A 12,420-nucleotide genomic window follows, 5' to 3' on the forward strand; every position below is an offset into this window, starting at 1 on the left:
GCCGCCCCGTCCACACTCGATGTGGGCGGGGCGGTGTAGCCTCACGGCGTGCGTGATTTGATGGGCCGCTACCTGCGGCCTTACCGGGGTGCGATCGGGCTGGTCGTCGTCTTGCAGTTCGCCCAGACCATGGCGGCGCTGTTGCTGCCGAGCCTGAACGCCCGGATCATCGATGAGGGGATCGTGCCCGGGGACACCGGGCTGATCCTGCGCCTCGGTCTGGTGATGCTCGGCGTCTCGATGATCCAGGTGCTCGCCGCCGTGGGTGCGGTCTACGTGGGAGCGCGCGCGGCGATGAGCGTGGGCCGCGACGTGCGGCAGGCCCTGTTCACCCGGGTGCAGCGCTTCTCCACCCAGGAGATCTCCGTCTTCGGTGCTCCGTCGCTGATCACCCGCACCACCAATGATGTTCAGCAGGTGCAGATGCTGGTGCTGTTCACCCTGATCATGATCGTGATGGCACCCATCATGCTGCTGGGCGGGGTGATCATGGCGGTGCGCACCGACGCGGGCCTGTCGCTGCTGGTGGTGGCAGTGGTGCCGGCACTGGCGACCGCGATGGGCCTGGTGGTGTGGCGCGCGATCCCGCACTTCAAGGCGATGCAGGAGCGGATCGACGGGATCAACCGGGTGATGCGCGAACAACTCGGTGGGATCCGGGTGATCCGGGCGTTCGCGAAGGAGCGGCGGGAAGAAGCCCGCTTCACTGTAGCCAGCGTCGCCCTGGAGGACGTGGCGATCAAGGTCGGCAAACTCATGGCGCTGGCCTTCCCGCTGGTGATGTTCATCATCAACGGTGGTTCGGTGCTGGTGATCTGGTTCGGCGGGCACCGGGTGGAGTCCGGGCAGACCCAGGTGGGGGCGCTGGTGGCGTTCCTGGCCTACCTGATGTTCATCCTGATGTCGGTGATGCTCGCGACCATGTTGGTGATGTTCGCCCCGCGGGCCCTGGTGTCGGGAGGCCGGATCCAAGAGGTGCTGGACTCCATACCCACGGTGACGCCCCCGGCCAGGCCCGAGCGCCCGGGCGCGGTGCGCGGGCTGGTGCAGTTCGAGTCGGTCAGTTTCGGTTACCCCGGCGCCGACGCCGATGTGCTGCACGAGGTGAGTTTCACCGCCGAGCCGGGCCGCACCACCGCGATCATCGGCTCCACCGGCTCCGGTAAGTCCACCGTCGTTAACCTGGTGCCCCGCCTGTTCGACGCCACCGGCGGCCGGGTGCTGCTGGACGGCGTGGACGTGCGCGATTTCGATCCCGACCTGTTGGCCACCATGATCGGCCTGGTCCCCCAGCGTCCGTACCTGTTCTCCGGCACGGTCGCCTCCAATCTGTCCTTCGGGCGCGCCGAGGCCACCGAGGAGGAGATGTGGGAGGCCTTGCGGATCGCCCAGGCCGCCGACTTCGTCGCTGACATGGACGGCGGGTTGCACGCCGAGATCGCCCAGGGCGGCACGAATGTCTCCGGTGGTCAGCGACAGCGGATCTCCATCGCCAGGGCGTTGATCCGGCAGGCGCCGATCTACCTGTTCGACGACTCCTTCTCCGCCCTCGACTACACCACCGACGCCGCCCTGCGCAGCGCGATGCGGCCGGCAACATCGCAGTCGACCGTGATCGTGGTGGCCCAACGAGTGGCGACCATCCGGGACGCCGACCAGATCCTGGTGCTCGACCATGGCCGCCTGGTAGGGGCGGGAACCCACACCGAACTGCTCGAGGGCAACGTCACCTACGCCGAGATCGTCAACTCCCAGCTCAGCGCCGCCGAGGCGGGCCGATGAGCGGGCACCGAGCGCCCCAGCGCGGGCCGGCCGGCCACGGCGGCGCGGGCCGGATGCCGGGGGAGCGTCCGGCACAGTTCGGCCCGACCGTGCGCCGGGTGATCGGCGAACTGCGTGACCAGCGGGCACGGATCATCGCCGGGTTCGTGCTCGGGGGTATGGGCGTGATCCTGAACGCGGCCGGGCCGATGCTGTTGGGCAGGGCCACCGACATCGTGGTGGACGGGATGCTGGGTGGTGCTGGTGTGGACTTCGCCGCACTCGCCCGGGTCCTGGTGCTGGTCAGCGGGGTGTACGCGGTCGGGGCGACCTCGATGTGGGCGCAGGGGGTGCTCACCACGGTCGCGGTGCAGCGCACCCTGAACATGATGCGCCTGAACCTGCAACGCAAACTCTCCCGGGTACCGCTGTCCTACGTCGACGCCCGCCAGCGCGGGGAACTGCTGTCCCGGATGACCAATGATGTGGACAACCTGGCCCAGACACTGCAGCAGACCCTGTCGCAATTGATCACCGCGGTCCTGACGATCCTGTCGGTGCTGACGATGATGATCATCATCTCCCCGCTGCTGGCTCTCGTGGCGGTGGTCACGGTGCCGCTGTCCGGCTTCATCGTGGCCCAGATCGCCCGACGCTCCCAGCCGGAGTTCATCGAGCAGTGGCGCCGCACCGGGACCTTGAACGGGCACGTGGAGGAGATGTACACCGGGCACGCCCTGGTCACGGTGTTCGGGCACGAGGGCACCGCCCAGGAGACCTTCGCCCGCGAGAACCAGGCGCTCTACCAAGCGTCCTACCGCGCCCAGTTCATCACCGGCATCATCCAGCCGGTGATGGGGATGATGTCCAACATCGGGTACGTCCTGGTGGCGGTGATCGGTGGTCTGCGCGTGATCTCCGGGCACCTGAGCATCGGAGAGGTGCAGGCGTTCGTCCAGTACTCGCGCCAGTTCGGCCAGCCGATCACCCAGATCGCCGGGATGCTGAACCTGCTGCAGTCCGGAGCGGCGTCGGCCGAGCGGATCTTCGAGGTACTGAGCGCTCCGGAGGAATCGCCCGACCCGCAGGTCAGCGCGGAGGAGTCGATCCCGGAGCAGGTGCGCGGGCACGTGGAGTTCCGCGACATCTCCTTCCGCTACCGCGAGGACACCCCGCTGATCGAGTCGTTGTCACTGGTGGCCGAGCCCGGGCAGACCGTCGCGATCGTGGGGCCCACCGGCGCGGGCAAGACCACCCTGGTGAACCTGCTGATGCGCTTCTATGAGGTCGATGGCGGTCAGATCACCCTGGACGGGGTGGACATCGCCACGGTGCCGCGGGCACAGGTGCGCTCCAACATCGGGATGGTGCTGCAGGACACCTGGCTGTACTCGGGCACGATCGAGGAGAACATCACCTACGGCGTCGACACCGAGGTGGGGCACGAGGAACTGGTCGCCGCGGCCCGGGCCACCCACGTGGATCCGTTCGTGCGGACGCTGGCGCACGGCTACCAGACCCAGATCGACGACGAGGGCGTGCGCGGCACCGCGGTCAGTGCGGGCGAGAAGCAATTGCTCACCATCGCCCGGGCATTCCTCGCCGATCCACCGATTCTGATCCTGGATGAGGCCACCAGTTCGGTGGACACCCGAACCGAGGCGTTGGTGCAGGAGGCGATGGGCGCACTGCGACAGGGCCGCACAAGCTTCGTCATCGCTCACCGGCTGTCCACCATCCGCGACGCCGATGTGATCCTGGTGATGGAGTCCGGCAGCATCGTCGAACAGGGCAACCACGACGAGTTGCTCGGCGCCGGCGGAGCCTACGCCCGGCTGTACGAGTCCCAGTTCGCCGCAGGGGCGCAGGTGGGCGAGTCGGAGTAGGCTCGGTCGCCATGGGCTCGCTGTCGGAGGAACAGACCGCCAAGGTGATCGCGCTGGCCATGGACCTGGCCCGCGCGGGGCAGGCCGAGGAACTGGGGGAGTTCGTCGATCGGGGTCTACCTATCGACGTCGCGGACCGTGAGGGCAACACCCTGCTGATGCTGGCGGCCTACCACGGGCACGCCCGGACCGTGGCCGCCCTGATCGAGCGGGGAGCGGATGTGAACCTACGCAACGCCCGGGACCAGTCCCCGATCGCCGGCGCCCTGTTCAAGGGCGAGGACGAGGTCGTGGCGATGCTGCGGGCCGCTGGCGCGGACCTCGATGCCGGCACCCCGAGCGCTCGGCAGACCGCTGAGCTGTTCGGGCGCGCACATCTGCTGGAGTGACCCACTGCGCGCCAGGGAGATCGGCGCGACGTGCTGAAAGGCCCGGGCGACCGTAGATGGTTACCCGGGCCCTCAGGTCAGCGAGTCGCGGCTCAGACGTGCACCGGCTCGTTGTCCGGGTTCGCGTCCAGGGAGTCCAGGGTCCCGGCCGCCAGGGCCTCGATCGCTCGGCGCACACCTTCGCCGTAGGCCGGGTCGGCCAGGGTGCAGTTGTGGATGTGCCGCTCGATGGTGGACTCCGAGGCGCCGTCGATCGCCCGTGCGGTGTTGGCGAACAGACGCTGCTGCTCCTCGGGGGTCATCAGGCGGAACAGGTCACCGGGCTGCTCGTAGTAGTTCGAGTCGTCCTCGCGGAAGTCGAACCGGGCGGCGGTGTCACCGATCGCCTGGCTGGGGTCGGCGTAGGCCGGGGTCGCCTCGAAGCGACCGTAGCTGTTCGGGGTGTACCCGGGGGTGCCGCCCTGGTTGCCGTCCACCCGGCCCAGACCGTCGCGGTGGTAGGTGTTGACCACTGTGGCGCCGCGGGGGTAGTTGACCGGGATCTGGTGGTGGTTGACGCCCAGGCGGTAGCGGGCGGCGTCGCCGTAGGAGAACAGCCGGCCCTGCAGCATCCGGTCGGGGGAGAACCCGATGCCGGGCACGATGTTCGCCGGGGTGAAGGCGACCTGCTCGACGTCGGCGAAGTAGTTCTCCGGGTTGCGGTTGAGCTCGAACTCACCGACCTCGATCAGCGGGTAGTCCTTCTTCGACCAGACCTTGGTGAGGTCGAAGGGGTGGAAGCGGTAGTTCTGCGCGTCGGCCTCCGGCATCACCTGGACGAAGAGCGTCCACTTGGGGAAGTCGCCACGCTCGATGGCCTCGAAGAGGTCGCGCTGGGAGGACTCGCGGTCGTCGGCGATCACCTTGGCCGCCTCGGCATCGGTGAGGTTCTTGATGCCCTGCTGGGTGCGGAAGTGGAACTTCACCCAGAAGCGCTCGTTCTGCGCGTTGATGAAGGAGTAGGTGTGCGAGCCGAAGCCGTGCATGTGCCGGTAGCCGTCCGGGATACCGCGGTCGGACATCACGATGGTCACCTGGTGCAGTGCCTCGGGCAGGCTGGTCCAGTAGTCCCAGTTGTTCTCCGCATCGCGCAGGTTGGTGCGCGGGTCACGCTTGACCGCGCGGTTGAGGTCGGGGAACTTGTGCGGGTCACGGTGGAAGAACACCGGGGTGTTGTTCCCGACCATGTCCCAGTTGCCCTCCTCGGTGAAGAAGCGCAGGGCGAATCCGCGGATGTCGCGCTCGGCGTCGGCGGCGCCACGCTCGCCGGCCACCGTGGAGAAGCGGGCGAACATCTCGGTCTGCTTGCCGACCTCGGAGAAGATCGCGGCCTTTGAGTACTTGGAGATGTCGTGCGTGGTGGTGAAGGTCCCCCACGCGCCCGAGCCCTTGGCGTGCATGCGGCGCTCCGGGATCACTTCACGGTCGAAGTGGGCCAGCTTCTCCAGGAACCACACGTCCTGCAGGAGCATCGGGCCCCGGGCGCCGGCGGTGATGGCGTTGTCGTTCTCCGCGACCGGCGCGCCGGCGGCAGTCGTCAGGGGCTTGGTGTTGTCTACGGTCATTCCTTGCTCCTTAGCGGGAATCTGGGTTTCTCTGATGCAGGTCCGGTGCCGTTCCCGGCAACGGTGGTTCAGTTGTGTACCGGGATCGCCTGGGCAGCACTGCGGCAGTCGGCGCAGGTGCCCCAGTAGATGACCTCGGCGGTATCGATGGTGAAGCCGTGATCCTCACTGGCGTGCAGGCACGGTGCCTCGCCGACGGCACAGGGCACGTCGTGGATCGCGTCGCAGGCCCGGCACACCACGTGGTGGTGGTTGTCCCCGCGGTAGAGTTCGAACCGGCCAGGTGACCCGTCCGGCTCGATCCGCCGCAGGAGCCGAGCGTCGGTCAGGGCGTGCAGCACGTCGTAGACCGCCTGTGTGGAGACGGTGCCGAGCCGCTCATGCACGGCGTGACGGATGGTCTCCGCAGTGGCGTGCGGGTGGGCCTCCACCTCGGCCAGGACCGCCAGCCGCGGTGCGGTGACGCGTAGTTCCGCGGTGCGCAGCATGTCGGCGTGGCTGGTGGACATGGCTCTAGAGTAGATCAGTTTCCGGAACAGTTCAAGTTAACGCGGCGTGCCCCATCGCCGGGCTGGAGTGCATCTGGCACCATGGCACCGTGCGTATCGCCGTGGTGGCCGAGTCCTTCCTACCCCAGGCCAATGGGGTGACCGTGACCGCGCTCCGGCTGCTGGAGTACCTGGACGCCCACGGCGACGAGGTGCTCGTTCTGGCTCCGGCACCGAGCCGCGGTGAGGACGCGGTGGACCAGTACGCCGGCGCAAGTGTCTACCGGTTCCGGTCGGTGTCCCTGCCGGGATATGCCGAGATGCGCCTGTCCAACCCCCGGGTGCGCACGCTCGCCGAGCACCTGCGCTACTTCAATCCGGATGTGGTGCATCTGGCCGCCCCGTTCCTGCTGGGCCGGCAGGCGATCGGCGCCGCACAGTCCCTGGACCTGCCCACGGTCGCGGTGTACCAGACCGAGGTGCCCACCTACGCCCGGCGGTACCACGCCAAGCAGATCGAATCCCTGCTCTGGCGCCGGATCGAGCACATCCACAAGCGGGCCACGTTGTCCCTGGCTCCGTCCAGTTACGCATGCGCCCAACTGATCGAACGAGGGGTGCACCGGGTCGCGGTATGGCCGCACGGGGTGGACCGGGACCGCTTCGACCCGGTGTACCGGGACGAGGCGCTGCGTGCCACTCTGGCCGGACCGGGCGAGGTGATCGTCGGATACGTCGGGCGCCTGGCCAGGGAGAAGCAGGTGGAGGACCTGGCCGCGCTGGCGTATCTGCCGAATATCCGCGTGGTCGTGGTGGGCGATGGCCCGCGCCGGGAGAAACTGGCCCAGTCGTTGCCGGGCGCCATCTTCACCGGACACCTGCAGGGACCGGACCTGCCGCGGATGATGGCCAGTTTCGACGTCTTCGTCCACACCGGCCAGATGGACACCTTCGCCCAGACGATCGTGGAGGCCCAGGCCTCCGGGGTGCCGGTGGTGGCCCCGGCCCGAGGGGGCCCGCTGGACCTGGTCGAGCCCGGGAGGACCGGATTCCTCTACCCCCCGGACAGCCTGCCCGAACTGGCCCGGCACGTGCGCACCCTGACCGAGGACGCCGGATTGCGGCTGGTGATGGGGGTGGCGGCACGCGAATCCACCGCCAACCGGACCTGGGAGGTGGTCAACGCCGAGATCCTGCGCCATTACACCAACGCGGTCACCTTCAACCTGCGTGACCGGGCCCAGCGGTTCCGCCCCCCGAGGCGGCGGTTGCTGACCCGATGATCGTCGAGGTCACCGACCTGGACGCGGTGGAACTGTCCGCCTACGCCAGGCTCACCGATGTGGCGCTGCGCTCCCGGCACGAACCGGCCAAGGGGCTGTACATCGCCGAATCATCCCTGGTGATCGAGCGTGCGGTCGCGGCCGGGCACCTGCCCATCTCCTTCCTGATGGCGCCGAAGTGGCTGGAGTCGATGCGCCCGGTCATCGCCGCCGCCTGCGGTGGTCACGATGACGGGGGAGACGTCCCGGTCTACCTGGCGAAGGAGCCCGTCCTGCAGGAACTGACGGGATTCCGGATGCATCGTGGCGCGCTGGCAGCGATGCGCCGGCCCTCGCTACCGCAGGTCAGCGAGGTACTGACCGGCGCCCGGCGGGTTGCCGTGTTCGAGGACGTGGTGGACCACACCAACCTTGGGGCGGCGTTCCGGGCCTGTGCCGGGCTGGGGGTGGATGCGGTGCTGATCACCCCCCGGTGCGCCGATCCGCTCTACCGGCGCAGCATCCGGGTGTCGATGGGCACGGTCTTCCAGGTGCCCTGGACCCGGATCGAACCATGGCCGGGCGACGGTCCCCAGGAAGGGGTGGAGGCGTTGCGCTCGCGCGGCTTCACTGTCGCTGCTCTGGCGCTGGCCGACGGCGCGGTCAGCCTGGTGCAGGTGGAGGCGGACCTGCCGGACAGACTCGCCCTGGTACTGGGTACCGAGGGGGATGGATTGCGACGCGAGACGATCGCCGCTTGTGACCTCACCGTGCAGATCCCGATGGCCGGTGGGGTGGACTCCCTGAACGTGGCCGCGGCCGCCGCCGTGGCGCTGTGGGCCACCCGGTTGCGGTCCTGACCGCGCGCCCTAGTGGACCATCGTGGGGTCGCGTAGCGACCAGGCGACGGCGCTGGCCATGACGGCGATGAGGGCGAGTGCGAGCAGACCGGCGGTGTGGGACCCGGTCAACGCAACCGAGACGGCCGGGATCATGGGGGCGATCGCTGCGGCGGTGATCGTGGCCGACTGCGCCATGCCCTGGACGCGGCCGAGGTTCACCGTTCCGAAGGTGCGAGCCCAGATCGTCCCGTTCAGTACCCCGGTCGCGCCCATGCCGAGCCCGAGGCACGCGAAGGCGACATAGGCGGCAACCGCGCTCGGGACGAGCAGGACGCAGGTGGCGGCGAGGACGGTGGCGCTCGAGCCGAGCAGGGCGGCGCGAGTGGTGAGCCGGTCCACGATGAGACCGGCCAGCACCACTCCGAGCGCGGATGTGGCGCCGAGGATCCCGACCGTGCCGCCGGCGGCCAGAAAGTCGACCCCGCGTTCAGCGAGGATGGACACGGCGTGAAAGGTGGCGGCCGTGCTGATGAGTGGTGGCCCTGCGAGGATGAGCAGCAGTCGAGCCGCAAGACCGCTGGGCAGGGCGGGCAGCCCCCGACGACCGGGGCGTACCGGAGCGGGGTGGGCGACGGTGTCGCTCTGAGTCGTCGCTGCACTACCGGCCCGGGCTGGTCCACCACGCACCAGCAGCCCCAGGGGGAGGACCACGACGAGCAGCACCACGGCGAGCACCTGGTAGGCGGTGCGCCAGTCGGTGTGCACGATGAGCAGCGCGGTCAGGGGCGGCAGCGCCATCGAACTCAGAGTCAGGCCGAGGTTGGCCAGCGCCACCGCCTGTCCCCGTCGGCGTCCGAAGCTGCGGGCCACCAGAAGGGTCCCGATGAGAGGGAAGGATCCCTGACCGGAAGTCCGCAGGAGCGCCAGCGCGAGGAAAGCGGTGAGGGCTCCGGTTGCCACGCTGGCGAGGCCGCATGCGGCGGCGAGTGCCGCCGCGACGATGATCCAGGATGGGCGCAGGCCGCGGCGGTCCATGACGCGGCCCAGCAGGATCATCGCGCTGGCCGAGATGACCGTGCCCGCCGCGTACAGGATCGAGAAGGTGGTGCGGGACAGGTCGGTGCCGGCCAGGAAGTCGTCGACGAAGACGGAGATGAGGAACGATTGCCCCGGCGCGGAGGCGGCGAAGGCGGCCGCTGCGAGGCCCAGGCTGTGGAGTTGGTGGCGCCGGAAGGCGGGTGCGTGTCCGTCGTCGTTCACTTGTCTCGCGGGTCTCCTGGGGGCGTGGGTGGGTCGGCCCTGCCACCGTAGACGACGGTTCGCTCGGCTCCTCTCCGGCCATGCGCCCATCCGCACTAGGGCAGGACCGCCAGGCCGGGGTCCGCTGCCGGCGCCCACTCCGTACGCCGGGCTCGCAGGTCGGTCACCCCGATGCGGCCCGAAGGTGAGACGGTGCGCACGCGCGCACCCGGGCGCACCTGGGGCGAAGTAGCCCAGAGGGTGGCGAGGTCTTCCTCGGCGCCGCGGTCGCCGTCGTCGGCCGCCACGATCAGGCGGGCCAGACGGTCGGTGGCCCCGATCGACTCGGTATGCACCTGCGCGGGATGGGGCAGGCCCATCGGGGCCCCGCCGCCGGACCCGGCCGGCTCGTCCAGTCCCGGCCCCCAGACGTCCCACAACAGCAGTTCGGTGCGCATCAGGTGTGCCAGGTCGCTGAGCAGGTACCGCTGGACGAAGGCCGGACCGCGTAGGAACGCATGTCCGGGCATGACGCCGTAGGTGCTCAGGTCGGTGTGGCCGTCGCGGTAGGCCAGCCATGCCTGCGCGGCGGTCTGGAACGGGGCGCCGGCGCCCCGGGGCAGGTCGTGCATCGGCACGTCCTGCTGCTCGGCGCCGAACTCCGGGTCGAACCTGATCCAACGCTGTTCCTGCCTCGACCAGCGCTCGGCAACGACGTGGTCATGGTGGAAGCCGGGGGTCAGGTAGGCGGCGAACCCGACCCTGCTGCGGGCCGGGATGCCGTGTTGGCGCAGGATCGCCACGGCCAGCAGGGTGTGGTCGCGACAGCACCCTCCGACCTTGTCCGGGTCTGCACGCTCGGTGGTGAGTGGGCCGGGGGAGCGCTCCAGTGCGGTGGCGCAGATCCGATCGACCCACCGGGTGTCGATATCGGCCAACTGCCGGGCTGAGGGGGTCGGGCCTGCGCGGTAGTGCCCTATCGTGCACGTCACCGCTCGATGCAGACTGGGGGTGTCGGCGGGCACATCGGCCAGCAGGCCGGCGTGGCCGGCGGGCTCGGAGAAGGGGCTGTGGGTGGCGTAGCTGTTCAGGTCCATGCCCGCGACGGTGGTCCCTGCCCCAGGGGCAGGGTCAAGCAGATGCCACTCGCACGGCCACCTCGGCGGCGATCTGCCGGGGGTCGCTGGGCCAGGGGACCGGGTAGATCTCCCGGGGCGGGGCCGCCGGGCCGCCGTGCTGTGCGGCCTGTCGGTACAGGTGGGCGTAGGCGGGCAGGATCTGCGGGTAGCGGCACTGCTCGGCAGTGACCGGCACGTAGACCTCGGTTCCGGCCGGTTCGGCGCGGAGCACGATCGCACCGGCGGGATCGGCGGCGCCGGTGTAGGGCACGCAGGTCTCGATCCGGGCGGGTGCCCCGGAGGCGATCGGGTCCAGGTAGTACACCCAGTACTGCGGACCGGCCTCGGCCCCGCACCGGCGCAGGTGCGCCCGGACCCGCGCCACCGTGGACATGATCGTCTCGGGAAGCGCCTGCGCACTGACCTCCGCGCGCATTGCCGCCACCACCCGTTCACCCACCTCCCGGTGCCGGGTCCGGTGCGGGCTCCCGGCCCCGGGGGCGTCCATGACGGCATAGCGGTGCAGGCTCGCGATCTGTTCCTGATCCTGGTGTGAGCGTTCGGTCAGCCACGTCAGCACCTGCTCCCTGGCCGCCAGCGGGTCGGCCACGAGCACGCGCGCGATCTGCTCCAACGGCATCCCGGCACGGCGCAGCAGCCCGATCGTGCGCCCGGTTTCCACCTGTTCGCTGGTGTAGCCCCGGTAGCCGGTGGCCTCCTCCACCCGAGCGGGCACGAGCAGACCGTTGTCGTGATAGAGCCGCAGCGCCTTGATGCTCAGCCCGCTGCGCCGCGACATCGTCCCGGTGCTCAACCACCCCTCCATGGCAAGAGCCTGGCACAGATGCTCGTGCCGAGGGCGGGCCTCTGCCAGACTTGTCGCCCATGGCCCGCCTGATGCTGCTCGACACCGCCAGCCTTTACTTCCGCGCGTTCTTCGGGGTGCCCGACTCCCTGCGCGCCCCGGACGGCACCCCGGTCAACGCGGTACGCGGGTTGCTGGACTTCATCGCCCGGCTGGCCACCGACTACCAGCCCACCCACCTGGTGTGCGCATGGGACAACGACTGGCGCCCGGACTGGCGGGTGGAGCTGATCCCCACCTACAAGGCGCACCGGGTCGAGGCCGAGCACGACGGGGCCCCGGACGCCGAGGAGGTGCCCGATGCCCTGGCGGTGCAGGTGCCGGTGATCCAGCAGGTCCTGGCCGCGCTGGGGATCGCGGTGGTCGGGGTGGACGGGTACGAGGCCGACGACGTGATCGGCACCCTGGCCACCGACGCCGGCATGGCCGTGGAGGTGGTCACCGGTGATCGCGACCTGTTCCAACTGGTCGACGACGACGCACAGGTCCGCGTGCTGTACACCGCACGCGGGGTGGGCAAGCACGAACGGGTCAGCGGCGCCGTCGTGCGTGACAAGTACGGCGTCACCGCGGCCCAGTACGCCGACTTCGCCACCCTGCGCGGGGACCCCTCCGACGGACTGCCCGGAGTGCGCGGCGTGGGGGACAAGACCGCGGCCAACCTGCTGGCCACCTACGCCGACCTGGCCGGGGTCCGGGCCGCCGCGGCTGACCCGGGTTCGGCACTCACCCCGGCCCAGCGCACCCGCATCGCCGAGGCGGCGGACTATCTCGACGTCGCCCCGAAGGTGGTGGCGGTGGCCCGGGACCTTCCGTTGGGCGGGGTCGACTCGGCCCGTCCCGGTCTGGACGCGGACCACCCACTGCCGGCCGATGAGGCGACACTGCGCGAGTTGAGCGAGCGTTGGGGTCTGGCGGGGTCGGTGGACCGGGTGCTGGTGGCGCTGGGCACCCGGCCCTGAGGTC

Annotated in this window: 11 protein-coding genes; 6 read left to right on the forward strand and 5 right to left on the reverse strand. The window is 69.8% G+C overall.

Annotated features, from left to right (window positions below; genetic code table 11):
* Positions 1 to 60: 60 nt before the first annotated feature.
* From ACPL7H_RS14880 to ACPL7H_RS14890, 3 genes are read left to right on the forward strand one after another with little or no spacing between them, the layout of a single operon-like run.
* Complete coding sequence (locus ACPL7H_RS14880; RefSeq protein WP_424797675.1) at positions 61 to 1,782, forward strand: ABC transporter ATP-binding protein; 1,722 nt, start codon at positions 61 to 63, stop codon at positions 1,780 to 1,782.
* Positions 1,779 to 3,647: an ABC transporter ATP-binding protein gene (locus ACPL7H_RS14885; protein WP_424797625.1), complete on the forward strand. Its 1,869-nt coding sequence runs from the start codon at positions 1,779 to 1,781 to the stop codon at positions 3,645 to 3,647. Before ACPL7H_RS14880 ends, ACPL7H_RS14885 begins: the two co-directional genes overlap by 4 nt.
* A gap of 11 nt (positions 3,648 to 3,658) precedes the next feature.
* Positions 3,659 to 4,036, forward strand: coding sequence for an ankyrin repeat domain-containing protein (locus tag ACPL7H_RS14890; RefSeq protein WP_424787833.1), 378 nt, complete (start codon positions 3,659 to 3,661; stop codon positions 4,034 to 4,036).
* 92 nt (positions 4,037 to 4,128) lie between these two features.
* Here the strand turns inward: ACPL7H_RS14890 and ACPL7H_RS14895 are convergent, their stop codons facing one another.
* A complete protein-coding gene (locus ACPL7H_RS14895; RefSeq protein WP_424797626.1) occupies positions 4,129 to 5,640 on the reverse strand; it encodes a catalase in 1,512 nt (503 codons plus the stop codon).
* A 68-nt stretch (positions 5,641 to 5,708) separates the two neighbouring features.
* Positions 5,709 to 6,149, reverse strand: coding sequence for a Fur family transcriptional regulator (locus tag ACPL7H_RS14900; RefSeq protein ID WP_424797627.1), 441 nt, complete (start codon positions 6,147 to 6,149; stop codon positions 5,709 to 5,711).
* Between the two features lie 89 nt (positions 6,150 to 6,238).
* Here ACPL7H_RS14900 and ACPL7H_RS14905 point away from each other — a divergent pair, with 89 nt between their 5' ends.
* Complete coding sequence (locus tag ACPL7H_RS14905) at positions 6,239 to 7,411, forward strand: glycosyltransferase family 4 protein (protein ID WP_424797628.1); 1,173 nt, start codon at positions 6,239 to 6,241, stop codon at positions 7,409 to 7,411.
* Positions 7,408 to 8,250: a TrmH family RNA methyltransferase gene (locus tag ACPL7H_RS14910; RefSeq protein WP_424797629.1), complete on the forward strand. Its 843-nt coding sequence runs from the start codon at positions 7,408 to 7,410 to the stop codon at positions 8,248 to 8,250. The genes ACPL7H_RS14905 and ACPL7H_RS14910 overlap by 4 nt, the downstream gene beginning before the upstream one ends.
* 9 nt (positions 8,251 to 8,259) lie before the next feature.
* Here the strand turns inward: ACPL7H_RS14910 and ACPL7H_RS14915 are convergent, their stop codons facing one another.
* The 3 genes from ACPL7H_RS14915 to ACPL7H_RS14925 form a co-directional block, all read right to left on the reverse strand.
* Complete coding sequence (locus tag ACPL7H_RS14915) at positions 8,260 to 9,492, reverse strand: MFS transporter (RefSeq protein ID WP_424797630.1); 1,233 nt, start codon at positions 9,490 to 9,492, stop codon at positions 8,260 to 8,262.
* Positions 9,493 to 9,587: 95 nt separating this feature from the next.
* On the reverse strand, positions 9,588 to 10,568 hold the full coding sequence (locus ACPL7H_RS14920; RefSeq protein ID WP_424797631.1) for a transglutaminase-like domain-containing protein: 981 nt from the start codon (positions 10,566 to 10,568) through the stop codon (positions 9,588 to 9,590).
* Between the two features lie 34 nt (positions 10,569 to 10,602).
* Positions 10,603 to 11,403: a MerR family transcriptional regulator gene (locus tag ACPL7H_RS14925; protein ID WP_424797632.1), complete on the reverse strand. Its 801-nt coding sequence runs from the start codon at positions 11,401 to 11,403 to the stop codon at positions 10,603 to 10,605.
* Between the two features lie 71 nt (positions 11,404 to 11,474).
* Here ACPL7H_RS14925 and ACPL7H_RS14930 point away from each other — a divergent pair, with 71 nt between their 5' ends.
* Positions 11,475 to 12,416, forward strand: coding sequence for a 5'-3' exonuclease (locus tag ACPL7H_RS14930; protein ID WP_424797633.1), 942 nt, complete (start codon positions 11,475 to 11,477; stop codon positions 12,414 to 12,416).
* The last annotated feature ends 4 nt before the right edge of the window (positions 12,417 to 12,420 follow it).

It is taken from the genome of Pseudactinotalea sp. Z1732 (assembly GCF_049724975.1).
Classification (GTDB): domain Bacteria; phylum Actinomycetota; class Actinomycetes; order Actinomycetales; family Beutenbergiaceae; genus CALKWS01.